Below are 25,143 nucleotides of genomic sequence, written 5' to 3' on the forward strand. Positions count from 1 at the left end.
AGGCGCGTGCTAGCCGATATCCGGCGCGGCGGCCGATCCCGCCTCGCCGGTCTCATCGCCAGTCCATTCTCTTGCGTGCACCTGGTTGCGCCCCGCCGTCTTCGCTTCGTAGAGCAAAGCGTCGGCCGCAGCGAGTAACTGCGCGCCGCTGCCGCCGCTTCTGCCCACGGGCGGCGCGCAACTCGCACATCCCACGCTCACGGTGACCCGGCCATAGCGCGAGCCGCTGTGCGCCAGATTGGCCGCCTCCACCCGCCGACGAATCTTTTCGGCGATCTTCTGCGCGCCTTCAAGCGGTGTGAGCGGCAGCACGACGGCGAATTCCTCGCCGCCGTAACGCGCGGTCATGTCCGTCGCGCGCCGCGTGCCGGAGGCGATGCGTTCGGCGACCAGCGCCAGCACTTCGTCGCCTGCCGCGTGCCCATACGTGTCGTTGAACAGCTTGAAATGATCGATGTCGAGGAACAGCACGGAAAGCGCGGACTGCCCGCGCGTGGCGCGCTGCCATTCGGCGATCAGGCGCTCGTCCAGCGCGCGCCGGTTCGCCAGACCGGTGAGCGGGTCGGTCAACGCCAGACGCTCGAGCGCGGCCTGCGCGAGCACCTTGTCGCGCAACGCGAAGGCCAGAATCCACGACACCGCGACCCACGCGCCGCCGAACACCGTGGTCATGGCCAGCGCGAGCCAGGACCTGCGCCGCCAGCTCGCGAGGATATCGTCCACGGCAGGCGCAACGCCGACGATGATCGGCGTGCCCTCCGCGCGCGCGTAGGTATAGAGGCGCTCCACGCCGTCCGCGTCCGAATGCGCCGTGAAGGTGCCGGAATCGTGCTGTGAAATGATGCGGTAGTTCTGCCAGTTCGCGTAGCTCGTACCCGCGCCATGCGGCATCATCGGCCTGCTCGCGAGCAGCGTGCCGTCCTGCATGATGATGAACACCCCGCCACGACGTCCCACGTCGATGCGCTCCACAAGCTGCTGAAAATAATCGAGCCGCACACCAAGCAACGCCACTCCCTCGAACGCGCCATCAGGCGCATCGATACGACGCGACAGCGCGATCGACTGCACGCCCTTGCGCAAACGCGATAGATAGGGCTTCGAAATAAACAGACCGGCTTGCGGATTGCTTGCCTGCGCAACGAAGAAGTCGCGATCGGCCAATGAAACGTCGCCGGGCACCGCATCGCTTTGCGACGCCTTCACATGACCCTGCGCATCGAGCACATACGCGCCGCCCAGAAATGACGCCGCCGTTGCGCGATCGAATAGCATGCGCTGACGCAAGGCATCGGGCAGCCGCCAGGTTTGCGGCTGCTGCGCGCCCGACACCACCGCTTGCAGCGAAAGATCGTAAAGCTCGACATTGCGCGTGATATCGGCCGTGACGATCCGCACGATATTCGACGAGTTCTCGATCGCGTGGCGCAGTTCGTCGGCGCGACCGCGATAGAGCGCCGCGTAGGTCAACGCCGCCATCGCCGTGGCGATCAGCGTGCCGCACCACGCCGCAAAAAACGGATGATTGCCGATCAAACCCGTGACGCTCTTGCCACGCGCAAGCAGCCAGCGGCGCACACGCAAGCGGCGGCCCGGCGCGAACACGCTCAAGGCCAGTACATGCCGATGCGAACGGCTGCGGTGCGCATGCGCGGACGGGTCTTGCACAGTTTCATCGGCGCGCTCGGCCACGTCCGCAATCCTCCTATGAATAGCCGCCTTTTATGGCCTTTTTTACCGTGAACGTACGCCATCCGGCATGTCTTGCACACCGATGTCATCAATCCGTCACGCATGCTCCGCATGATCGGAAGCGTTGCTTTCACCGCCGCTTTCGAAGCGGTTTCGAAGCGGTTTCGACTGACCAATCCCCTCGTTCTACCCGCCAGATACAGGAGCCTGCTCGTCATGCCGGACCTTTCCCTGTCACCGCAGCCGGGCGCCGCGCCCACGCGTGGCCGTAACGTGAGCCTGCTCGTTTTCCTGCTCGTGATTGCCGCGGGCGCTGTCTACGTAGGCATGCATCTCGCCGACGATCTTTCCCCCGTGCGCGAAAGCTCCGCGCTGCCGTGGCTGTTGCTGGGTATCGCCCTGCTGATCGCGCTGGGCTTCGAGTTCGTCAACGGCTTCCACGATACCGCGAATGCCGTCGCGACCGTCATCTACACGCACTCGCTCTCGCCCAACCTGGCCGTGATCTGGTCGGGCGCCTGGAACTTCCTGGGCGTGCTGACTTCGAGCGGCGCCGTGGCCTTCGGCATCCTGCAGTTGCTGCCGGTCGAACTGATCCTGCAAGTGGGCAGCAGCGCGGGCTTCGCGATGGTGTTCGCACTGCTGATCGCCGCCATCATCTGGAACCTGGGCACGTGGTATTTCGGCCTGCCGTCGTCGAGCTCGCATACGCTGATCGGCTCGATCATCGGCGTGGGTTTGATGAACCAGTTGATGCACGGCGCCAACGGCACGAGCGGTGTGGACTGGAGCCAGGCGATGGGCGTGGGCAAGTCGCTGCTGTTCTCGCCGATCGTCGGTTTCCTGCTGGCCGCGCTGCTGCTGCTCGTGCTCAAGGCGCTGGTGAAAGTGCCCGCGCTCTATAGCGAGCCGAAGGGCAACGAGCCGCCGCCGTTCTGGATTCGCGCGCTGCTGATCCTCACCTGCACGGGCGTGTCGTTCGCGCACGGCTCGAACGACGGCCAGAAAGGCATGGGCCTGATCATGCTGATTTTGATCGGCACGGTGCCCACTGCCTACGCGCTCAACAAGGCCGTGACGCCCGCCGAAACGCAGACCTTCATCGCCGTCGCGCACGAAGCCGCCAATACGCTCGGCAAGTACGCCAACGGCGTGGCCGCACCCGCCGATGCCCGCGCCGAAGTCGAACGCTTCGTTGGCTCGCGCACGCTCGCACCGGCCACGGTGCCGGCGCTGGCCGCGCTTTCCAACCAGTTGGGCGAGCAGGTGGGCGGTTATGGCTCGATTTCGGCGGTACCGCAGTCGGTCGTCGATAACGTGCGCAACAATATGTACCTCGCCTCCGAAGCGATCCGCCTGATGGACAAGGCGAAGCAGCCCGCGTTCTCCGCCACGGACGCCAAGGCTATCGACAACTTCAAGGCGCAGACCGATCACGCGACCAAGTTCATCCCGACGTGGGTGAAGGTGGCCGTGGCCATCGCGCTGGGGCTGGGCACGATGGTGGGCTGGAAGCGCATCGTCGTGACGGTGGGCGAGCGCATCGGCAAGACGCATCTGACCTACGGCCAGGGCGCCAGCGCCGAACTCGTTGCGATGGCAACGATCGGTGCCGCCGACGTCTACGGCCTGCCGGTTTCCACCACCCACGTGCTGTCCTCGGGCGTGGCGGGCACGATGGCCGCGAATGGCTCGGGCCTGCAATGGAACACCGTGCGCAGCCTGGTGCTCGCATGGGTGCTCACGCTGCCGGTGTCGATCGTGCTCGCGGGCGCGCTCTACTGGGTGTTCCGCCACCTGTTCTGAGGTTCGCCCCATAAAAAAGCCGCGCTTCTCACGAAGTGCGGCTTTTTCTATTGGGTTTCAGACAGCGATCAATAGAGTTCCGGCACGAACATTTCGGGCGGCACCGGCTGGCGAATGTAATCCGGATGATGCACGCGCCCAGGCAGCGTGACCTGCGGATGCTCGATCTCGTGATACGACACCTGGCTGAGCAGATGGCTGATGCAGTTCAGGCGCGCGCGCTTCTTGTCCACGCCCTGCACGACCCACCACGGCGCCTCGGGAATATGCGAGCGCTGCAGCATTGCTTCCTTGACGTGCGTGTACGCTTCCCAGCGGCGGCGGCTTTCGAGGTCCATCGGCGAAAGTTTCCACTGCTTGAGCGGATCCTCGATACGGCTCTGGAAGCGGACTTCCTGCTCGTCGTCGGTAATCGAAAACCAGTATTTGACGATCTGGATGCCGCTGCGCACGAGCATCTTTTCGAACTCCGGCACCGAGCGGAAGAACTCTTCGTACTCGTCGTCGCTACAGAAGTTCATCACGCGCTCGACGCCCGCGCGGTTGTACCAGCTACGGTCGAACAGCACCATTTCGCCGCCTGCGGGCAGATGCTGGACATAGCGCTGGAAATACCATTGCGTGCGTTCGCGGTTGTTCGGTGCGGGCAGCGCGGCCACGCGGCACATGCGCGGATTCAGACGCTGCGTGATGCGCTTGATGACGCCGCCCTTGCCCGCCGCATCGCGGCCTTCGAAAATCACCACGAGACGATGCCCGGTGCTGGCGATCCAGTCCTGCATCTTCACGAGTTCGCCTTGCAGGCGGATCAACTCGCGGAAATAGACGCGGCGCAGCGCGCGCGTTTCTTCGGTGATTTCGAGGCCGCTTTCCTGCAGGCGGTCGTCGACTTCCATTTCGAGCTCTTCGTCATAGGCGTCGATCAGCTCTTCGTTGAGACGGCGACGACGCTCGCGCTCGGCGTCGGACTGCTGTTGCGCGTCGAAATCCGCTTGCTGGGCGGCCTCGGCACCGCGCTCCATTTCGTTCATGGCGACTCTCCTCTTTCGATGAATGGCAACCCGCGGCGCTCGCGCCTCGCGTGCATCCCGATATCGGACCTCACGCGCGCGGACGGACACGGCCACGCGCCACTATCGGCGCTACGGGTGTCACACATATTTCAAATGCATCGATCACTTGCCATGGATCGCTTGACCGAGCGGCCTGGCGAAGCTCAACTCATGCCCGTCCGGGTCGAGCAGATGAAAATAACGCTCGCCCCAAGGCGCGTCCTGCGGCGCGAACTCGGGCGTGAGGCCCGCCGCGCAAACCTGCGCATGGAAGACATCGACGTCGCTTACATAGAAAATCGCGCGGCCCCAGCCGTCGACCTTGCCATGCTGCCCTTCGAGCAGATTCAGATAGCACGCCGCCGCGCCCTGGCCCAATTCGAACGACGCAAATCCGGCGATGGCGGCCCCGGCTTTGTGCGTGAAACCCAGCGCCTCGTAAAAGCGCACCGAACGCGCGATGTCGCTCACGGTGAGCGTAATGGCATTCAGCGATTCGATACGCGCGGTGGGCGGGTTCATGGCCGTGGCTCCTTATTGTTTGGGTCGATGCGTTGTGTCGCTGCGACGGATCGATGCGTTCAGCCTGTGCGCCGACTTTAGCAGCCTTTGGCGGCGCCAGGCTTCAGGTTGGCGTATGGCGGGCCCGCGGCAAATCGGTCTAAGCCGCACTGGCCCGGCGCGTGCGCCGTTTTGGGGCGATGGCTGCGCGGGCCTTCGGCGTCGCGCCCGGCCAGCTATTGCGCTCACTGGTTGGACCAGTTTCGATCAGGCCGCTCTCCTCGCCCACCCGCGCGCGCACGAAATCGATATGCGTCTGCATGGCCGTGCGCGCCTCTTCCGGGCGCCGCGCGAGAATCGCATCGCATAGCGTGCGGTGTTGCAGAAGCAGCAGACTCGACGCCTCCGCGTTCTGTTCGCGCAGCCCCGTGCCATTGATTGTGATGTGCTCGCGCAGCACGCCCAGCACGCTCGTATGCAGGTGCAAAAACATCGCGTTGTGCGACGCCTGGGCGATGACTTCGTGCAGCTTCGCATCGGCATCGGCTTCCGCGCTTTTATCGTCGCTGGCGCGCGTACGCTCCAGTTCGTCCATCAGCGTGCGGATGCGCGCGAGATCGTCGTCGCTCGCGCGCAGCGCCGCGAAATACGCGGTCGCGCCTTCCAGCACGCGGCGAAATTCGAGGATGTCATCGCGCAGCGCCGGATGATCGGCCACCAGTTGCCCCCACGGCGAAGCAAAGCCCGTGCGCAACTGATCGGTGACGAAAACGCCCGCCCCGGCACGGCTCGCCACCAGACCGCGGGCGGCGAGCCGCTGGGTCGCCTCGCGCACCGTATTGCGCGCGACGCCATAGTCCTGCGCGAGCACGCGCTCGGACGGCAGCTTCTCGCCCGCGCGCCACGTCCCGTCGAGCAGCGCGGTTTCCATCCGGCGCATTACCGTTTCGACGCGCCCGCGCGCGCCAGCCCTGTCCCTCATTGCCTGTCCCCGAACCTGTCCTGTGTTTCGAAGGCCGCGTGGCGTATTTCCCAACTGGTCCAACCAGTTTGAAGCCGCTGCCCGAAGCGGGAATTATGCGCCACAAACCCGCCGTCGCCGCGCCCGAGCCAGCCGGACGCCAACGAGACGCCAGCACGACGCGCTCCCCGACATCGATTCGTCGAGGAGCGCCCTTCGATACGAGCGAGACATGAAGCCACGGCAATACCCCACCGGCCCGCGCCCCACCGACGTCTACCTGTTCGCGACCTGCCTCGTGGACCTGTTCGTGCCCCAGGCAGGCATCGACGCGGTCAAACTGCTTGAGCGCGAAGGCCTCACCGTCCACTTTCCGCGCGGCCAGAGCTGCTGCGGCCAGCCCGCCTACAGCAGCGGCAACCCGCGCCAGGCGCGCGAAGTCGCCCGTGCGCAACTCGGCCTGTTCGAGCAGCCGTGGCCCGTGATCGTGCCTTCGGGTTCGTGCGCGGGCATGATGCGGCATCACTGGCCAGCCCTGTTCGATAGCGACGACGCCGGCGACCCAGCCCGCGATAAAGCCGATGCCGCACGGGCCACCGCCATCGCCGGGCGCGTCTATGAACTGACCGAATTCCTCGTGCGCGTGCTCGACATCGACCTGGGCCCGCACGGCGCCTACAGCGACGCCGCGCGCGATCAGCCCGAAGAACGCGTGGTCCTGCATACCTCGTGCGGCGCGCGCCGCGAAATGGGCACGCGCGTGCATGGCGTCGAAGCCGTCGATGCGCTGCCCGGCGTCACGCGCATCGAGCACGAACGCGAATCCGAATGCTGCGGCTTTGGCGGCACGTTCTCGCTCAAGCACCCCGACATCTCCGGCGCGATGGTCGCCGACAAGATCGCCTCGGCCTGCGCGACGGGTTGCAACCGCCTGGTATCCGCCGATTGCGGCTGCCTGCTCAACATCGGCCACGCTGCGCAGCGCAAGGGCTCGCCGCTTGAAGTCGAGCATCTTGCGTCGTTCCTGTGGCGCCGTACTGGCGGAGAAGCATGAGCATGGATAACTTCGATACCCTCGATGCACGCGAGCGCATGCTGGGTCGCCTGCGTGCCAGCGCGCCCGCTGCCGCAACGCCCGTCGCCGAGCTAGACCAGCGCATCGACGCTCACTATGCACAGCGCCGCGCGCACGACGCGGCCACGCTCGCTACGCCATCCGCACGCATCACGCAGTTCCAGCACATGCTCGAAGCCGCACACGCCGATGTCGTCTGCGCAAGCGCACAAGCATGGCCAACGGCGCTCGCGCAACGCCTCGCTTCTTCGGGCGTCAAGCGGATGCTGCTCGATACGTCGAACGCCGAAGGCAACGCGCTCGCCAACGCACTGCATGAGCACGCGAGCGCGATCGAAACCCGCGATTACGCAGCGCCGATAGAAACCTGGAAGTCCGAACTATTCGACACGATCGACGCGGGTTTTACGGTGGCACGCTCCGGCCTTGCCGCCACCGGCACGCTGATCGTCGTCCCGGACGCTAACGCGCCTCGCACCGTTTCGCTCGTGCCGCCGCTGCATATCGCGCTGATTCACGCCCACACCCTGCACGCCGACCTGCACGCCGCCGTAGCCGCCGAACGCTGGCGCGACGGCATGCCGACCAATCTCGTGATGATCTCCGGCCCCTCGAAGACCTCGGACATCCAGCAGACCACGGCCTACGGCGCACACGGCCCGCGCGCCTTGTGGGTGATCGTCGTCACCGGCGACGAAGCCGATGCCGATGCCGATGCCGCAAAGCCCACGCCTTCGAACGGAGCCGCGCAATGAGCACGACCGAACACGCCAACGCCGAAAACACGCTGCATTTCGTGCCCACGGCCGAATTTCGCCAGCGCGCCCGCGCCGCGCTCGACGACCCGCAACTGCGTAAAAGCTTTCGCGGCGCAATGGATTTTCTGCAAGGCAAACGTGCCGCGCAGTTTCCCGAAGCGGACGAACTCGAAGACCTGCGCGACCTTGGCGAAGCGGTGCGCCAGCACGCGCTGTCCCGCCTGCCCGAACTGCTCGAACAGCTCGAAACGAAGCTGCGCGCCAACGGCATCCAGGTCCATTGGGCCGAAACCGCCGACGACGCCAACCGCATCGTTCACCGCATCGCGCAACAGCACGCGGCCACGCGCGTCATCAAGGGCAAGTCGATGGCGAGCGAGGAAATCGAGCTGAATCATTATCTGGGCGAGCGCGGCATCGATTGCATCGAATCGGATATGGGCGAGTACATCGTGCAGCTTGCCGGCGAAAAGCCTTCGCATATCGTCATGCCCGCGATCCATAAGACGAAGGGCGATATCGCGCATCTGTTCGAAGAGCACATTCCCGATACGCCCTATACCGAAGACGTCGACGCGCTGATTCAAACCGGCCGCCGCGCGCTGCGCCGCGCCTTCGTGGATGCGCAGATCGGGCTCTCCGGCGTGAACTTCGCCGCCGCCGATACCGGCACGCTCTGGCTCGTGGAAAACGAAGGCAACGGCCGGCTTTCGACCACGGTGCCTGACGTGCATGTTGCGATCATGGGCATGGAAAAGGTGGTGGCGAAGCTCGAACATATCGTGCCGCTATCGAGCCTGCTGACACGCTCGGCCACCGGCCAGCCGATCACGACGTACTTCAACCTCATCAGCAGCCCGCGCCGCGAAGGCGAAAAAGACGGCCCGCGCGAAGTGCATCTCGTGCTGCTCGACAACGGCCGCAGCCAGGCTTATGCCGACGAACAATTGCGCGCCACGCTGCAATGCATTCGCTGCGGCGCGTGCATGAATCATTGCCCGGTGTACACGCGCATCGGCGGGCATGCTTATGGCACGACCTATCCTGGCCCGATCGGCAAGATCATTTCGCCGCACTTGCTAGGCCTCGACGCGACTGCCGATCTGCCCACCGCGTCGAGCCTGTGCGGCGCGTGCGGCGAAGTCTGTCCCGTGCGTATTCCGATTCCGCAATTGCTGGTGCGCCTGCGTACCGAAGCGAATCGCGACCCCGAAGAATCCGTCGCGCATCCACTGCGTGGCCAGGGCGCAAACCATAGCCGAAGCGAGCAGTTCATCTGGCGTTTCTGGAGCGGCGCGTTCGCGCATCCGCGTGCCTATCGCGCGCTGCGCTGGGCGGCGACGCGTCTGCGCGGCCTCGCGCCTTCGCAGCAAATGGGCTGGACGCAGCACCGAACGCCGCTCAAACCCGCGCCACGCAGCCTGCACGACCTGCTGCGCGACCGCGATCAACCGCAATAGCGGTACACGCAAATATCGTCAGTCATGCGAAATATATTCCAAGCCATGTCTGACGATTTTCATTTCGTTTCGAACCGCATCATCGGAGGAGACCGTAGTGCAACCCTGGCATCAGATTTACACCCCGCTCGGCAGTGTGTGGCTGTCCGCGCTTGTGGCCGCCGTGCCCATCCTGTTCTTCTTTGTCGCACTCGCCGGCCTGCGTCTCAAGGGCCACGTGGCAGCCGCAATCACGCTCGTGCTCGCGCTGGGCGTGGCCATCTTCGAATACGGCATGCCCGTGCGCCAGGCGCTCGTGTCCGCGGGATTCGGCTTTGCCTATGGTCTCTGGCCGATTGCGTGGATCATCGTCACCGCCGTGTTTCTCTACAAGATCGTGGTGAAGACCGGGCAGTTCGACATCATTCGCGCTTCGGTCCTGTCGATTACCGATGACCAGCGCCTGCAACTGCTGCTGATCGGCTTTTCGTTTGGCGCCTTCCTGGAAGGTGCCGCGGGCTTTGGCGCGCCGGTCGCCATTACGTCGGCGCTGCTGGTCGGACTCGGTTTCGAGCCGCTTTATGCGGCCGGTCTGTGCCTGATCGCCAACACGGCGCCGGTGGCATTCGGCGCGATGGGCATTCCCATCATCGTCGCGGGACAGGTCACGGGCATCGATCCGTTCCTGATCGGCGCGATGGCTGGCCGCCAGTTGCCGCTGCTCTCGCTGTTCGTACCGTTCTGGCTGGTCTTCATCATGGACGGCAAGCGCGGCCTCAAGGAAACATGGCCCGCAGCGCTGGTCGCAGGCGGCAGCTTCGCGGTGACGCAGTATTTCACGTCGAATCACATCGGGCCGGAACTGCCGGATATTACTTCGGCGCTCGTGAGCCTCGTTGCGCTGGCTGCGTTTCTCAAGGTGTGGTCGCCGCGTCGTGCAGCGCAAGGCGCGACGTCGAACGTTCGCATCAGCGGCGGCGCTGCTGCCATGGGCGGTTTCGGTGGCGGCGCGCGGAACACTGCGCCGTCGAGTCGACAGGCTTCGCCGTACAGCATCGCGCAAACCGTGCGCGCATGGTCGCCGTTCATTCTGCTGACCGCCATCGTCACGGTCTGGAGTGTCAAGCCGTTCAAGGCGCTATTCGCCGCGAAAGGTCCACTCGCGGGCACCGTGCTGAGTTTCCATGTGCCGGGCCTCGATCAACTCGTCGTGCGTACCGCGCCGATTGTCGCGACCGCCAAGCCCTACGAAGCCGTGTTCAAGATCGACTGGCTTGCCGCCGTGGGCACCGCGATCATGCTGACTGCCATCGTCTCCGCGCTGATCCTCAAGATGAAGCCGCGCGCCGCTATTTCGGCGTTCTTCGAAACGCTCGGCGACCTGCGCCGTCCGGTGCTGTCGATCGGCCTCGTGCTGGCCTTCGCGTTCGTGGCGAACTACTCGGGCATGTCGTCGACGCTCGCGCTGGCACTCGCCGGCACAGGCGCCGCGTTCCCGTTCTTCTCGCCGTTCCTCGGCTGGCTGGGCGTATTCCTGACTGGTTCGGATACCTCATCGAATGCGCTGTTCTGCTCGTTGCAGCACACCACCGCGCATCAGATCAACGTATCGGACACGCTGCTCGTGGCGGCCAATACATCGGGCGGCGTGAGCGGCAAGATGATCTCGCCGCAATCGATCGCGGTGGCCTGCGCGGCGACGGGTCTCGTCGGCAAGGAAGCTTCGCTGTTCCGCTTCACGCTGCGTCATAGCCTGTTCTTCGCCGCAATCGTGGGTATCGTCACGCTGATCCAGGCTTATGTGCTGACGGGAATGATCCCGCAGTAAGCGGATCGACACTGCATTGAAAGGCCGTTGTTCGCGTCGTTCACACACGCGCGCAACGGCCTGAAACATTTCTTCATCGCACTTTTAAGCCGTATTTAAGGCATGAAACCTACGCTTGATTCGTCCGGCATCTGCAACCCGGGTCTGATCGACGAATCGATGGAGGTGAAAAATGAATGCACGCTCAGTTCAATACAAGACCGCTGCGCTTTCGCTGGCTGCCACGCTCACGCTCGCGCTCGGTGCACAAGGCGCCTTCGCCGCCACCATGAATAACGCCGTAAATGGTTTGCCTCCGGCGCAGCACGCGGGCGGTATCGCCTTTATTTCCGGCGGTATCGGCAGCGATCAGTCGGCGGCATTCAAGGCCGCCACCGCGCACTATCCGCTCTCGCTCGAATTCGCGCGCCAGTCCGCGAGCGGTAACGAATATCTCGCCGATGTCCCGGTGACGATTGCCGATGCGCACGGCGATACGCTGCTTTCCACGCGCACGCATGGGCCGTTCATGCTGGTCGCGCTGCCCCACGGAGAATATGTCGTGAGCGCGAGTCACGACGGCAAGACCGTCAAGCGCACGGTAGAAGTCGGCAAGACCACGCACGAGCACGAAGCTTTCGTCTGGCCTGCGTAAAAAGCGGCGCGCCAATATCGCGTCGTTCGTGCTGTTATCACCAGCGTTCGAAAATCCGATGCGCGTTTTCAGGGCCTAAAACAAAGCTCGCAGAAAACGCGCACGTACACCTGGCCGTCGCGCCCGCCACGCATTTCGTCGAACTGGGTCAGGCGATCCTGTTTCGCGGCGCAGGCATTTCGGTGATCTGGCAGCCCTTCCTGTGGCTCGCCGTGATCGGCGGCGTGCTGTTTGCCTTTTCGCTGATGCGCTTTCGCAAGACGCTCAGCCGCACGGCCTGAATCCGCGTTAATCGAGCCTCTTTGCGCGCCTGGCGCACATTGCGTTTGCGCGAGGTTTGCGTTCATGCCACATAGATGAACTCCGTCCCCGTTTGCGGCTATGATCGTGATCTGCGGTCGGCCGGCCAACGCGCCGGGCAAGCGACCCGCATCGTCCAGACACACGCGGTCGAATTCCCGGAGAGCATCGAATGGCATTGGGGTGGCTGGTCGTCCTTCCGTTTATCGCTGCGGCGCTGGTCGCGCTCACGGCCCATCGCCTGCGTGCGCTGTCGACCTGGATCGCCTTCGCAGCCGCTCTATTCGGTCTGGGTCTGCTGCTGAGCGAACGCGTGGGCATGGCCACCTTCGGCGTCATGCAGTGGCGGCACGAATGGGTGCCCGACATCGGCCTCGCGCTTTCGCTGCGTCTGGACGGCCTCTCCTTCATGTTCGCGCTGCTGGTGCTCGCCATCGGCCTGCTGGTGTTTATCTACGCGCGCTACTACCTCGCGGGCAACGATGCATTGCCGCGGCTTTATCTGCTGCTTCTGCTGTTCATGGGCGCGATGCTCGGCGTGGTGCTCGCGAACAATCTGCTGCTGCTCGTGATTTTCTGGGAACTGACGAGTCTGGTGTCGTTCCTGCTGATCGGCTTCTGGCCGTCGCGGCCCGATGCGCGGCGCGGCGCGCGCATGGCGCTCACCATCACGGGCGCAGGCGGGCTGGCGCTGCTGGCCGCCGTGCTGCTGATCGGCCATGTCTGCGGCAGCTATGAACTCAACGATGTGCTCGCGCAGGCGCCCAAAATCCAGCATGATCCGCTTTATCCGGCCATTCTGCTGCTGACGCTATTCGCGGCGTTTACGAAGTCGGCGCAATTTCCGTTTCACCTCTGGCTGCCGCACGCGATGTCCGCGCCCACGCCGGTTTCGTCCTACCTGCATTCGGCGACGATGGTGAAAGCCGGTATCTTCCTGCTCGCGCGCCTCTATCCGATCTTCGAAGGCACGCATCTCTGGACCTATACCGCCACGCTCGCCGGTCTCGTCACACTGGTCGGCGGCGCGTCGATGGCCTTGTTCCAGCGCGATCTCAAAGGCCTGCTGGCGTATTCGACGATCAGCCATCTCGGCCTGATCGTGCTGCTGTTCGGTCTCGACACGCAACTCTCCACCGTCGCCGCGCTCTTTCACACCGTCAATCATGCGGTGTTCAAGGCTTCGCTGTTCATGGCCGCCGGCATCATCGATCACGAAACCGGCACGCGCGATCTCGGACGTCTACGCGGCCTGCGCAAAACCATGCCGCACACGGCCGTGCTGGCGAGCGTCGCCTCGCTGGCGATGGCGGGCGTGCCGCTGCTCAACGGCTTTCTATCGAAGGAAATGTTCTTCGGCGAGACGCTGGCACAAGGCATGTTCGGCCCATTCAACTGGGCGATTCCGGTGGTCGCGATTGCGGCCGCGGCGCTCTCCGTGGCCTATTCGCTGCGCTTCGTCTGGGGCGTGTTCTTCGACGGCGCGACGCCGCACGACCTGCCCCACTATCCGCCGCACGAACCGCCGCGCTTCATGAAGCTGCCGGTCGAAATCCTCGTGGTGATCTGTCTGCTGATCGGCCTGTTTCCGCAGCATACGATCGGCCGCCTGCTGGCGTCGGCGGCGTGGTTCACGCTGGGCGGCAAGCTGCCCGAGTACAGCCTGAGCATCTGGCACGGCATCAACACGCCGCTGATCATGAGCGTGGTGTCGTTCGTGGCGGGCGGCGCGCTGTTCTTCCTGCGCCGCGACGCCTTCCGCCATCATCGCTCGATGCTTTCCGATATGAACGCCAGCGAAGGCTTCGATCAACTCGTGCAGCGCCTCGAAAAAGGCGCCGCAGTGATCGTGCGCGTCTTCGAAACGCGTTCGCTGCCCGCCTATCTGTCGTGGATGATCGCCGCGATGCTGATCGTACCTGGCGCGTATTTCTTCGCGCTGGGCGCGTGGGGCGGAACACTGCCGCGCCTGCCCGTCGATGCACTCACGCTCAGCGGCCTCGTGCTGATGGCGCTGCTCGCGGTGGGCGTGGTGCTGGTGCGCCAGCACACGCTCTATGCGCTGGTGATGCTGAGCACCTGCGGCTTGCTCGTGACGCTGGCGTTCGCGCGCTTTTCCGCGCCCGATCTCGCGCTCACGCAAGTGAGCGTCGAAGTCGTCACGGTGCTGCTGCTCGTGCTGGCGATCTACTTCCTGCCCAATCTGCAAACCGTGATCGAGCCGATTCCCGCGCGTCTGCGCAACGGCCTGCTTGCGCTCGCGGGCGGCGGGTTGCTCGGCAGCGTGGCCTACGAAGTGATGACGCGCGAACCCGCACAAGGCATCGCGCCGTACTTCCTCGCGAACGCGTTGCCGGGCAGCGGCGGTCATAACGTGGTGAACGTGATCCTCGTCGATTTTCGCGGCTTCGACACCATGGTCGAAGTGAGCGTGCTGGTGGTCGCGGGCCTCGCGGTCAAGGCGCTATTGCGCGGCCTGCGCCTGAAAGCGCCGGGCACGGGGCCGGGCGGTTTGCCGTGGTCGTCGCAATCGCATCCGCTGCTGCTGGCGATTCTCGCGCGGCTGATGTTGCCGCTCACGATGCTCGTCGCCGTATTCGTCTTTCTGCGCGGCCACAATCTGCCGGGCGGCGGTTTTATCGCTTCGCTGATCGTGTCCATCGCGCTGCTGCTTCAGTACGTGGCGAGCGGCGTGCTCTGGACCGAATCGCGCATCCGCCTCAATTACCGCGCGCTCGCCGGTCTCGGTCTACTCGTTGCGGCCGCAACGGGTCTGGGCAGCCTCGCATTCGGCTATCCGTTTCTCACCAGCGCGTTCGGGCATTTCCATCTGCCGCTGATCGGCGAAATCGAATTGAGCACGGCAATGCTCTTCGATCTGGGCGTGCTGGGCGCGGTGGTAGGCACGACGCTTACGATCGTTTCGCACCTGGGCGTGCGCGACAAGGACATGCAATCCGTGGAGAAAAGCTGATGGAAGCCGCCTTCGCCGCCGCTATCGGAGTGCTGTGCGCCAGCGGCATCTATCTGCTGCTGTGCGCGCGTGTGTTCCCTGTGATTCTCGGCATCACGCTGTTTTCCTATGCGATCAATCTGTTCCTGCTGGGCATGGGACGGCTCACGACAGGCCAGCCGCCCGTGATCGCCCCCGGCGCGCAATACGCCGATCCCGTGCCGCAGGCGCTCGTGCTCACGGCCATCGTGATCGGCTTTGCGATGACGGCGTTCACGGTCGTGCTCGCGCTGCGCTCGCTCGCCATCACCGGCAGCGACCACGTGAACGGCGAAGCCAGCACGCCCAACGTCACCGGTCAGGAGACGCGCGGCGCATGAATCACGCCCTTCTGCTTCCCATCCTGATCCCGCTTTTCGCGGCCGGCGCCATCGTGGCGCTGCCGGTACGGGCCAAGCGTCTGCAGCGCGCGATCAACGCGGTGGCGATCATCGCGCTGCTGCCCGTCGCGGCCCTGTTGACCGCGCACGCCGCGCAAGGCGAGATCGCCAGTTACGCGCTCGGCGGCTGGCGCGCGCCATTCGGCATCGTGCTTCAGCTCGACCGCCTGGGCGCGCTGATGCTACTGCTCACCGCCGTGCTCGCCTGCTGCTGCCTGCTGGGCACCTCGAGCGCCGACGCGCGGCGCGGCCGTTATTTCCGCGCGCTCTTCCAGTTCGAATTGATGGGCCTGAACGGCGCCTTTCTCGCGGGCGACCTGTTCAACCTGTTCGTGTTCTTCGAACTGCTGCTGATCGCGTCCTATGCGCTGCTGCTGCATGGCGGCGGCGCGCGACGCGTGCGCAACGGCCTGCATTATCTGCTGATGAACCTGGTGGGATCGTCGTTCTTTCTTATCGCGCTGGGCGTGCTGTACGGCATCGCCGGCACGCTGAACATGGCCGATATGGGCGAACGCCTCGCGCATCTGGACCCGGGCATGCTGCCGCTCGCGCGCTTCGCAGGCGCCACGCTGATGCTGGTATTCGGCCTCAAGGCCGCCGTGTTTCCGATGTCGTTCTGGCTGCCGCAGGCGTACCGCAGCGCAATCGGCCCGGTGGCGGCGCTATTCGCGATCATGACGAAGGTCGGCATCTACGCGATGCTGCGTTGCGATGCGCTGGTGTTCGGCATCGGCACGGGCAGCGTGCTCGATTCGTTTATGCGCGACTGGGCGTGGTGGATGGCCATCGCGACAATCGCCTTCGGTGCGCTGGGCGCGCTGGCCGTATCGAGTCTGAAAACGACCACCGGCTATCTGGTGCTGGTTTCCGTGGGTCTGCTGATTGCCGCCATCACGCAGCAATCGCCGCTCGCGTGGAGCGCGGTGCTCTACTACTTGATCAGCACGACGCTCTGTTCGGCCGCGCTGTTCCTGCTCGCCGATACGCTCGAACCGGAAGCCATCGCGGCAGCGCACACCGCCGGCCATGAAGCGCTGGAGCCCGCCTCGCTCGAAGCCCTCGACGACACCGCCGCCGCCGCGATCTCGCCCGAATCCGATGGCGTAGCCGCCTCGCGCGCGAAAGCGGCTTTCGCGCCCTGGCCTTCGAATATCGCCGGGATGCTGTATCTGATTGCCGCCGTGGGCGCAGCGGGCCTGCCGCCGCTTTCCGGCTTTATCGGCAAGGCGATGGTGCTCTCCGCCACGCCGATGAGCGAAGCCGTAGTGCTGTGGCCCGCCGTGCTGCTCTCCAGCCTGCTGCTGATCGTCGCCTTGAGCCGCACGGGCACGCGCCTGCTGTGGGCCGAACCGGCAGCGCGCGCCGAAGCCAGCGCACCCGCCCGTGCGCCGCGCGGCAGTTCGGCGAAACTGGCGGCCTGCGCGCTGCTGCTCGGCTGCGTGGCCGCCGCGACGCTGGGCGCGGGATCGCTGCGCCAGTATCTGGACGCCACCGCCGCGCAGCTGTTCGACCGCGCCGCCTACGTGCACGCGATCCTGCCTGCAACGAACGGGAGCTGACGCATGCTCAAACGGCTCTTTCCGCATCCCTGGCTCAGCGTCGTGCTGCTGGTCTGCTGGGTATTGCTGATGAACGACGTCTCGCCGGGCAATCTGCTGCTCGGCGCGGTGCTCGGTATCGTCATTGCGTTTTGCGTCGGCGAGGGGCTGTGGCTCGCGCCCGTGCGCTTCGGGCGGCCGTGGCTGCTGCTGCGTCTCTTTGGGCACGTGCTGATCGACATCGTCGTCGCCAATGTGGAAGTCGCGCTGCTGGTGCTCGGTCCCACCCAACGCCTGCGGCCCGCGTTTATCGAAGTGCCGCTCGACAGCACGCACGAAATCGCGCTCACGGCGCTGATCAGCATCGTGTCGCTGAGCCCCGGCACACTCTGCGCCGAACTCAGCGACGATCGCACGCGCCTGATCGTGCACGTGCTCGATCTCGCGGATGAAGCCGCCCTGGTCGCGTCGATCAAGTCGCGCTACGAAGCCCCTTTGCTGGAGATATTCGCATGCTAGCCATCGTGATTCCTGTCTCGTTCGCGATCCTTGGCGTCGCGTTTCTGCTCACGCTCGCGCGCCTCGTGCGCGGGCCTTCGCTGCCCGATCGCATCGTCGCGCTGGACACGCTCAATATCAACGCCATTGCGCTGATCGTGGTGTACGGCATCAGCCTGCGCTCGACGGTATTTTTCGAAGCCGCCTTGCTGATCGCCGTAATGGGTTTCGTAGGCACGGTTGCGCTCACGAAATACCTGCAGCGCGGCGACATCATCGAACTCAACTGAAGCACGCCATCAGGAGGCAAGCCGATGCAAACCGCCGTTGAAGCGATCGTGTCCGTGCTGCTGCTCGTGGGCAGCCTGTTTACGCTGATCGGCGCGATCGGGCTTTTTCGCCTGCCCGATTTTTTCATGCGCCTGCACGGCCCGACCAAGTCGACCACGCTCGGCGTGGGCGGGATTGTGCTCGCCTCGGTGATCTACTTCAGCACGCAAAACAACTACGCAAGCCTGCATGAACTGCTGATTCCCGCTTTTCTCTTTCTCACCGCGCCCATTAGCGCGCATATGCTCGCGAAAGCCGGCATCCAGCAACGCGTACCGTTGACGGGCGCCACACGCGGACGCCCGCCCGTCACCGGCGCGTGCGCCGAACACGGCGACACGCGCGAGCCGGAAGGCCACAACGGCGACGACGCACACGGCGCATCCGATGCGCTTGCGCAAAACGTGCGCCCGGCGCAAAAGCCGCCTCAGGACGACTGAGCGCACGTCAAAGCCGTGCAGTCCCGTTGTAAAAGCAACCTCAATCGCTTCTTCTCGCAGCACACTTAAAGCGCGTTTAAAGCCTCTTTAAATCGCGTTCCAGATATTTCGCTTTAAATCTTCCATCGATGCGGGCACGCGCGCGACGCCGTGCAGCATGCCTTCGGCGCTTGCCGCTTACGCCTCGTTACGACTTCGCTTGCGCGCAAGCCACGCAGCGGCACACCGATTGCTGAGTTCGCTCGCCTGCATGCCATTTCGTTCACCCAATTCCGGCGTGGCGATGAAACGCAAAACGGCACCATCAGAAATAAAACAACGCGCGCGAGAATTCGCTGCAGACAATGCAGCACACAAAAGAGCGCGCGACTTCGACAGCCATAACCGAGACTCGATGAGGTGGATGAGATGAAGACAATTCGCACTTTGGCCGTGCTCGCAAGCGCGGCAGCACTATTGACCGCCTGCGGCGGCGGCGGCAATGACGTAGGCAAGGAACTGGGCCTGCAAAACCCCGAAATCCATTTCGTGCACGCCCTGCCCGGCAGCTCGAACGTGGACTTCCTGGTCAACGGCAGCGCACTGCAAACCAATATCGCGTACAAGCAGGTCACGAACTTCGCGAATATCAACACGGGTAGCACCAACGTGTCCTATGCGAGCACCGGTACGACCACGGCCATCGCCAGCGGTAATTTCCCTGATGTCGCCAAAGGCCACGAATACACGGTGCTGGCGTTGCCCGCATTATCGGGCGGCGATATTGGTTTGATCGACGATCCGTTCGACAAGGGTCTGCTGTCCAATAGCGCACGCGTGCGGGCCTTCAATGCCACGGTGAATGCGCAGAACCTCGATATCTATATCGTCGCGCCCAATACGGATATCTCGACCGTTTCGCCGACCATGGCAGGCGTCGCTTTCAAGAACGCCGTGCCGGCCAGCGGCCAGGATTCGAATTATCTGAACGGCGGCACCTACGTGGCGATTGCGACGGTAGCAGGCTCGAAGACGGCGATCTTCCAGTCCGCCTCGTTCAGCCTGGGCAATAATGCCGACTGGCTGATTACCTCGGTGCCGATCTCCGGCACGCTTTCGCAACTCGCCGTTGGGCAGATTCACCTGCTGGTCGCGCAAGGCGGGAATACCTCGCAACCGGCGCTGGAGTTGACGAACCAGTTGACGGGTCAGTAAGCGCGCTTCAGGCGGAAAACACGCGGGGCAAAGGGCGATTTCACGCCCCGCGCCCCGTTTTTTGCGCTTCGGCCAGCACGAAATCGATAAAGGTGGACGCCGCGCGCGTGTGATGCCGGTTGGGCATATAGAGCATGTACATATGCGTGCCGAAAATGCTCAGGCGCCACCCATCGAGCGAAGTCACCACCTGCCCCGCGCGCATGTCGTCGTGCACGACGTAATCGGGCACGATACCCACGCCCAGGCCCGCCAGAATCGATTGCCGCAGGAACAGGAAGTTCTCCGAAATAATCGACGGCTCCAGCAATACTTCGTGGCGCTCCTCGTTCAGATAGGCCGCCAGGCGCAATTGCCGCCCCACCACCGTTGCGGTAATGAGCGGCGCTTTCGCCAGATCTTCGAGCGTTTCCGGCATGCCATGCTGCGCCGCCCATTGCGCCGACGCGCAGGCGATGTACTTCACCGGCCCCATATCGCGCGCCACCAGGTTCTGCGGCGGCTCGTGCATCACGCGCACGGCGATATCGACTTCATCGCGCAACAGATCTTCGACGCGATTTTCGAACATCACGTCGAGCACGATGCCCGGATACAGCCGCTTGAAGCGGATCAGCCAGTCCGACATCACCAGTTGCCCATAGCCGCTGGGCACGGAAAGCCGCACGCGCCCTTGCAGACTCTGCCCGAGAGTGGACACCGATTCGTGCGCGGCCAGCAGCGCATTCTGGATCGTGCGGCCGTGCTCATAGAGCTTCAGGCCGATTTCGGTGGGCTCGACGCGGCGCGTGGTGCGCCGCACCAGTTGCAGGCCGATCGACTTTTCCAGGTGATTGAGGTGATAGCTCACGTTCGCGCGGCTCATCTTGAGACGGCGCGCCGCCTCGCTCAGATTGCCCGCATCGAGGATTTCCACCAGCAAGGTCAGCGCATTGACGTCCACGGTTCCACCCGGCAAATCGGCCACACAGCGCCAAACATCGGTTCATTGTCAAAAATTCTTTGACAGCATGTCAACGAACCATGGGATTGTCAATAAACCTTGGCATCCACACAATGAAGTCCATGATTGGATAACCGCCGCCCGGACCCATCCGGCTGGCCCACTATCTGGAGACACGCTTCATGGCACTCGACACGGCCGCATCCCCGCATTCCGCCTCGCCCGTCACGCACGAACTGCGCGGCAAGGTGCTGCTCGTTACCGTGGACAATCCGCCCGTCAACGCGCTGGGCGTCGATGTGCGCCGCGGCCTCGCCGCCGCCATCGAGCACGCCGAAGCCGATGCGGCTGTGCAGGCCGTGCTGATCGTCGGCGCGGGGCGCAACTTTATCGCCGGTGCGGATATCCGCGAGTTCGGCAAACCGCCGCAGTCGCCCGCGCTGCCGGACGTCTGCAACCGCATCGAAGCCAGCCACAAGCCCGTGATCGCGGCGATTCACGGCGCGGCGCTGGGCGGCGGCCTGGAAATCGCGCTCGCGTCGCACTATCGCCTGGCGGTGGCGGGCGCGAAGCTCGGCCTGCCCGAAGTGCAACTGGGTCTGCTGCCCGGCGCAGGCGGCACGCAGCGCGCGCCGCGCCTGATCGGCGCAGAAGCCGCGCTCTCGCTGATGTTGAGCGGCAAGCATATCGGCGCGCAGGAAGCGCTCAAGCTGGGCCTCGTCGATCGCGTGGGTTCGAGCGACGACGTGCTCGCCGAAGGTCTCGCCTACGCGCAGGAACTGCTGGCCGCGCACGCGCCCGTGCGCCGCACGCGCGATGCGCAAGGTCTGGCCGAGCGCGCCGCCGCGCAAGCCGCCATCGACGCCGCGCGCGCCGACACCACGAAAAAATCGCGCGGCCTGTTCTCGCCGCTGAAGATCGTCGATTGCGTGCAGGCCGCGCTCGATCAGTCGTTCGAGGAAGGCCAGCGCACCGAGCGCAAGCTGTTCGTGGAATGTCTCGACAGCCCGCAGCGCGCCGGGCTCGTGCACGCCTTTTTCGCCGAGCGCGAAGTGCAGAAAACGCCGGAGGCGAAGACCGCAAAACCGCGCGCCATCGAAACCGTCGGCGTGGTGGGCGGTGGCACGATGGGCGCGGGCATCGCCGTGGCCGTGCTCGACGCAGGCCTGCCCGTGACGATGATCGAGCGCGACGACGCCTCGCTCGCACGCGGGCGCGCTCACGTGGAAAAGGTCTACGACGGCCTGATCGCGAAAGGCCGCATGACGCCCGAAGCCAAGGCCGCGATTCTCGCGCGCTTGAGCGGCAGCACCTCGTACGACGCGCTCGCGCAGGTCGATCTGGTGATCGAAGCCGTGTTCGAAGAGATGGGCGTCAAGCAGGCCGTGTTCGCGGAACTCGACCGCGTCTGCAAGTCCGGCGCCGTGCTCGCGACCAACACCTCGTATCTCGACATCGACGCCATTGCCAACAGCGTGAAGCGCCCGCAGGACGTGATCGGCCTGCACTTCTTCTCGCCCGCCAACATCATGAAGCTGCTGGAAGTCGTGGTGCCGAAGCAGGTCAGCGCCGATGTCGTGGCCACCGCCTTCGAGCTCGCGAAAAAGCTGCGCAAGGTGCCGGTGCGCGCGGGCGTGTGCGATGGTTTTATCGGCAATCGCGTACTGGCCGTGTATCGCACCGCCGCCGATCATCTGATGGAAGACGGCGCCTCGCCGTATCAGATCGACAAGGCCGTGCGCGAATTCGGCTATCCGATGGGCCCGTATCAAGTGGTCGATCTTGCGGGCGGCGATATCGGCTGGGCCACGCGCAAACGCCGCGCCGCCACGCGCGATCCCAAAGCGCGTTACGTGCAGATCGCCGACCGCCTGTGCGAGCGCGGCTGGTTCGGCCAGAAGACCGGGCGCGGTTTCTATCTGTATCCCGATGGCGCGCGCGTCGGCACGCCCGACCCGGAAGTGGAAGCGATCGTTCGCACCGAGCGCGAACGCGCCGGCATCGAGCCGCGCAGCTTCACGAGCGAGCAGATCATGCGCCGCTACATGGCCGCGATGATCAACGAAGGCGCCAATGTCGTGCACGAAAAGATCGCGCTACGCCCGCTCGATGTGGATGTGACCTTCCTGTACGGCTATGGCTTCCCGCGTCATCGCGGCGGCCCGATGCATTACGCCGATACCGTGGGCCTCGCGAACGTGCTCGCCGATATCCGCGAATTCGCGAAGGAAGACCCGCTGTTCTGGAAGCCGTCGCCGCTGCTGGTGGAACTGGTGGAACGCGGGGCGAATTTCGCCAGCCTCAATCAGCCGCTTTGATTGCTGAATTGATCGCTGACTTGATTGCGCGCGCAACTAAAAAGGAAATAGCCGGACATGGACCTTAAATTTACCGCCGAAGAAGAAGCCTTCCGCAGCGAAGTGCTCGACTTCCTGCGCGAGCGCCTGCCGCAGCGCATCGCCAGCAAGGTGCGCAACGGCCAGCACCTCACGCGCGACGACATGGCGCAATGGCACGCAATCCTCAATGAGAAAGGCTGGCTCGCCAATCACTGGCCGCAGCAATACGGCGGCCCGGGCTGGAGCGCCGTGCAGAAGTTCATCTTCGAAAACGAATGCGCGATTGCCGCGGCGCCACGTATCGTGCCGTTCGGCCTGAACATGCTCGGGCCGGTGCTGATCAAGTACGGCAACGAAGCGCAAAAACGCCACTGGCTGCCGCGTATTCTCGATGGCTCGGACTGGTGGTGCCAGGGTTATTCGGAACCGGGCGCGGGTTCGGATCTCGCGGCGGTGCGCACCACCGCCGTGCGTCAGGGCGATCACTATGTCGTGAACGGCCAGAAAACCTGGACCACGCTCGGCCACTACGCGAACATGATTTTCTGCCTCGTGCGCACCGCCACCGATGTGCGCAAGCAGGAAGGCATCAGCTTTCTGCTGATCGACATGAATACGCCGGGTATCGAAGTGCGCCCGATCATCACGCTCGACGGCGAGCATGAAGTCAACGAAGTCTTTTTCACCGATGTACGCGTGCCGGTGGAAAACCTCGTCGGCGAAGAGAACAAGGGCTGGACTTACGCGAAATATCTGCTGACTTACGAGCGCACCAATATCGCGGGCGTGGGCTTTTCGGTGGCGGCGCTCGCGCGTCTGAAGCAGGCCGCGCAAAAGGTCACGCGCAATGGCAAGCCGCTCGCGCAGGACCCGCAGTTCGCCGCGCGCCTCGCCAAAGTCGAGATCGATCTGGAAAACATGAAGACCACGAATCTGCGCGTGATCGCGGCCGTGGCGGGCGGCGGCGTGCCGGGCGCGGAAAGCTCGATGCTGAAGATTCGCGGCACGGAAATCCGCCAGGAAATTTCTTCGCTGCTGCGCCGCGCGATGGGCCCGTACGCCGCGCCGTTTATTGAAGACGCGCTGCAGGAAGGCTATGCCGAAGCCGCAATCGGCCCCGACGAAGCCGCCAGCGCCGCCGCGCTCTACTTCAATAACCGCAAGCTGTCGATTTTCGGCGGCTCCAACGAAATCCAGAAGAACATCATCTCCAAGATGATTCTCGGTCTTTAAGAGGTCTTGCGATGAATTTCCAGCACACCGAAGACCGCCGCATGCTCGCGGATACGCTCAATCGTTTCATCGCCGAGCAGTATGGTTTCGAAACGCGCGATAAAATCGCGCGCTCCAGTGAAGGTTTTAGCGCGGATTTGTGGGGCCGTTTCGCGGAACTCGGCGTGATCGGCGCGCTGTTCGACGAGGCCGATGGCGGTTTCGGCGGCCAGGGTTTCGACGTGGCCGTGGTGTTCGAAGCGCTCGGGCGCGGGCTCGTGGTCGAGCCGTTTCTCGATACGCTGATGGTGGGCCGTGCGCTCGCGCATGCCGGCAACGAAGCGCAGCGCGCGCGGATTGCAGCGCTGATCGACGGCTCGCAGATCGCCGCGCTCGCGCACGACGAACCGGGCTCGCATTACGAAGCGTCGCGCGTCGCCACGCGTGCCGAAAAGAACGGCGACGGCTGGCTGCTGCATGGCGCGAAAGGCGTCGTGCAGCACGCCGAACATGCCGATGTATGGCTCGTTTCGGCGCGCACCTCGGGCAGCGAATTCGACGAAAGCGGCATTTCGCTCTTTCTCGTGCCGCGCGATGCAGCGGGTGTGAGCGTGCGCGGCTATCGCAAGATCGACGGCGGACGCGCGGCGGAAGTCACGCTCGACAACGTATCGATTGGCGCGGAGGCGCTGCTCGGCGCAACGGGCAGCGGCTTCGCCACGCTCGAATATGCGCGCGGTTACGGCCTGATCGCGCTCGCCGCGGAAGCGCTCGGCGCGATGGACGTCACGCGCGATTTCACGCTCGAATATCTGCGCACGCGCAAGCAGTTCGGTCTGCCGCTCGGCAGCTTCCAGGCCTTGCAGCATCGCATGGCCGATCTGCTGCTCGAAATCGAACAGGCGCGTTCAGCCGTGATCAACGCGGCCGCCGCCGTCGATGCGCCGCGCGTGCAGCGCGAACGCGCGCTCTCGGCCGCGAAGTACACGATCGGGCGGATTGGCGCGCGCGTGGCCGAAGAAGCGATCCAGCTGCATGGCGGCATCGGCATGACGTGGGAGCTGCCGCTCGCGCATTACGCCAAGCGGCTCGTGATGATCGATCATCAACTCGGCGACGAGGATCATCATCTCGCGCGCTATATCGCACTGGAAAACGCCGCTGCAACGGCATGAACCTGGCGTACTGAGCACGACGATGCGAAGGC

21 protein-coding genes are annotated in these 25,143 nt (G+C 64.4%); 16 read left to right on the top strand and 5 right to left on the bottom strand.

Going from position 1 to position 25,143, the window contains the following annotated elements; translation table 11 throughout:
• Positions 1 to 9: 9 nt before the first annotated feature.
• Positions 10 to 1,692 (bottom strand): sensor domain-containing diguanylate cyclase, encoded by a 1,683-nt coding sequence (locus tag G3N59_RS24110; RefSeq protein WP_346777926.1) that lies wholly within the window; start codon positions 1,690 to 1,692, stop codon positions 10 to 12.
• A gap of 216 nt (positions 1,693 to 1,908) precedes the next feature.
• On the opposite strand from G3N59_RS24110, the gene G3N59_RS24115 reads away from it, so the two are divergent.
• Positions 1,909 to 3,498, top strand: a complete 1,590-nt coding sequence (locus tag G3N59_RS24115) for an inorganic phosphate transporter (RefSeq protein ID WP_205985324.1) — start codon at positions 1,909 to 1,911, stop codon at positions 3,496 to 3,498.
• 68 nt (positions 3,499 to 3,566) lie between these two features.
• On the opposite strand, the gene ppk2 is transcribed toward G3N59_RS24115, so the two are convergent.
• From ppk2 to G3N59_RS24130, 3 genes are all read right to left on the bottom strand, one after another.
• Entirely contained in the window at positions 3,567 to 4,520 is a 954-nt protein-coding gene (gene ppk2 / locus G3N59_RS24120) for a polyphosphate kinase 2 (protein WP_205985418.1), read from the bottom strand.
• Positions 4,521 to 4,673: 153 nt separating this feature from the next.
• The gene (locus G3N59_RS24125; protein ID WP_205985325.1) at positions 4,674 to 5,072 is read right to left on the bottom strand and encodes a VOC family protein; all 399 of its coding nucleotides are present in this window, start codon (positions 5,070 to 5,072) and stop codon (positions 4,674 to 4,676) included.
• Positions 5,073 to 5,211: 139 nt separating this feature from the next.
• Positions 5,212 to 5,991 carry an FCD domain-containing protein gene (locus G3N59_RS24130; RefSeq protein WP_205985326.1) on the bottom strand — a complete coding sequence of 260 codons (780 nt, stop codon included), beginning with the start codon at positions 5,989 to 5,991 and terminating at the stop codon, positions 5,212 to 5,214.
• A gap of 253 nt (positions 5,992 to 6,244) precedes the next feature.
• Here G3N59_RS24130 and G3N59_RS24135 point away from each other — a divergent pair, with 253 nt between their 5' ends.
• The 12 genes from G3N59_RS24135 (at position 6,245) to G3N59_RS24190 (ending at position 19,442) form a co-directional block, all read left to right on the top strand.
• A complete protein-coding gene (locus G3N59_RS24135; RefSeq protein WP_205985327.1) occupies positions 6,245 to 7,066 on the top strand; it encodes a (Fe-S)-binding protein in 822 nt (273 codons plus the stop codon).
• Entirely contained in the window at positions 7,063 to 7,842 is a 780-nt protein-coding gene (locus G3N59_RS24140) for an LUD domain-containing protein (RefSeq protein ID WP_241023952.1), read from the top strand. The genes G3N59_RS24135 and G3N59_RS24140 overlap by 4 nt, the downstream gene beginning before the upstream one ends.
• Positions 7,839 to 9,305 carry a LutB/LldF family L-lactate oxidation iron-sulfur protein gene (locus tag G3N59_RS24145; RefSeq protein WP_205985328.1) on the top strand — a complete coding sequence of 489 codons (1,467 nt, stop codon included), beginning with the start codon at positions 7,839 to 7,841 and terminating at the stop codon, positions 9,303 to 9,305. The genes G3N59_RS24140 and G3N59_RS24145 overlap by 4 nt, the downstream gene beginning before the upstream one ends.
• A gap of 97 nt (positions 9,306 to 9,402) precedes the next feature.
• Positions 9,403 to 11,112: a lactate permease LctP family transporter gene (locus G3N59_RS24150; RefSeq protein WP_205985329.1), complete on the top strand. Its 1,710-nt coding sequence runs from the start codon at positions 9,403 to 9,405 to the stop codon at positions 11,110 to 11,112.
• Positions 11,113 to 11,284: 172 nt separating this feature from the next.
• Entirely contained in the window at positions 11,285 to 11,746 is a 462-nt protein-coding gene (locus G3N59_RS24155; RefSeq protein ID WP_205985330.1) for a carboxypeptidase regulatory-like domain-containing protein, read from the top strand.
• A 472-nt stretch (positions 11,747 to 12,218) separates the two neighbouring features.
• Entirely contained in the window at positions 12,219 to 15,020 is a 2,802-nt protein-coding gene (locus G3N59_RS24160; RefSeq protein WP_205985331.1) for a monovalent cation/H+ antiporter subunit A, read from the top strand.
• Positions 15,020 to 15,379 (top strand): Na+/H+ antiporter subunit C, encoded by a 360-nt coding sequence (locus G3N59_RS24165; protein ID WP_205985332.1) that lies wholly within the window; start codon positions 15,020 to 15,022, stop codon positions 15,377 to 15,379. The genes G3N59_RS24160 and G3N59_RS24165 overlap by 1 nt, the downstream gene beginning before the upstream one ends.
• Positions 15,376 to 17,001 (top strand): monovalent cation/H+ antiporter subunit D, encoded by a 1,626-nt coding sequence (locus G3N59_RS24170; RefSeq protein ID WP_205985333.1) that lies wholly within the window; start codon positions 15,376 to 15,378, stop codon positions 16,999 to 17,001. The genes G3N59_RS24165 and G3N59_RS24170 overlap by 4 nt, the downstream gene beginning before the upstream one ends.
• A 3-nt stretch (positions 17,002 to 17,004) precedes the next feature.
• Positions 17,005 to 17,499: a Na+/H+ antiporter subunit E gene (locus G3N59_RS24175; RefSeq protein ID WP_205985334.1), complete on the top strand. Its 495-nt coding sequence runs from the start codon at positions 17,005 to 17,007 to the stop codon at positions 17,497 to 17,499.
• Entirely contained in the window at positions 17,493 to 17,768 is a 276-nt protein-coding gene (locus G3N59_RS24180; protein WP_027816980.1) for a K+/H+ antiporter subunit F, read from the top strand. Before G3N59_RS24175 ends, G3N59_RS24180 begins: the two co-directional genes overlap by 7 nt.
• A gap of 24 nt (positions 17,769 to 17,792) precedes the next feature.
• On the top strand, positions 17,793 to 18,248 hold the full coding sequence (locus G3N59_RS24185) for a Na+/H+ antiporter subunit G (RefSeq protein WP_205985335.1): 456 nt from the start codon (positions 17,793 to 17,795) through the stop codon (positions 18,246 to 18,248).
• Positions 18,249 to 18,656: 408 nt separating this feature from the next.
• Entirely contained in the window at positions 18,657 to 19,442 is a 786-nt protein-coding gene (locus G3N59_RS24190; protein ID WP_205985336.1) for a DUF4397 domain-containing protein, read from the top strand.
• Between the two features lie 40 nt (positions 19,443 to 19,482).
• Here the strand turns inward: G3N59_RS24190 and G3N59_RS24195 are convergent, their stop codons facing one another.
• Positions 19,483 to 20,385 carry a LysR family transcriptional regulator gene (locus G3N59_RS24195; protein ID WP_205985337.1) on the bottom strand — a complete coding sequence of 301 codons (903 nt, stop codon included), beginning with the start codon at positions 20,383 to 20,385 and terminating at the stop codon, positions 19,483 to 19,485.
• Positions 20,386 to 20,567: 182 nt separating this feature from the next.
• On the opposite strand from G3N59_RS24195, the gene G3N59_RS24200 reads away from it, so the two are divergent.
• The 3 genes from G3N59_RS24200 to G3N59_RS24210 are packed head-to-tail and all read left to right on the top strand — an operon-like array spanning position 20,568 to position 25,111.
• Positions 20,568 to 22,703, top strand: a complete 2,136-nt coding sequence (locus G3N59_RS24200) for a 3-hydroxyacyl-CoA dehydrogenase NAD-binding domain-containing protein (protein WP_205985338.1) — start codon at positions 20,568 to 20,570, stop codon at positions 22,701 to 22,703.
• 57 nt (positions 22,704 to 22,760) lie between these two features.
• Positions 22,761 to 23,957 carry an acyl-CoA dehydrogenase family protein gene (locus G3N59_RS24205; protein ID WP_205985339.1) on the top strand — a complete coding sequence of 399 codons (1,197 nt, stop codon included), beginning with the start codon at positions 22,761 to 22,763 and terminating at the stop codon, positions 23,955 to 23,957.
• 11 nt (positions 23,958 to 23,968) lie between these two features.
• A complete protein-coding gene (locus G3N59_RS24210; RefSeq protein ID WP_205985340.1) occupies positions 23,969 to 25,111 on the top strand; it encodes an acyl-CoA dehydrogenase in 1,143 nt (380 codons plus the stop codon).
• Positions 25,112 to 25,143: the final 32 nt, after the last annotated feature.

It is taken from the genome of Paraburkholderia sp. Ac-20340 (assembly GCF_017104965.1).
In the GTDB taxonomy this organism is placed as follows: domain Bacteria; phylum Pseudomonadota; class Gammaproteobacteria; order Burkholderiales; family Burkholderiaceae; genus Paraburkholderia.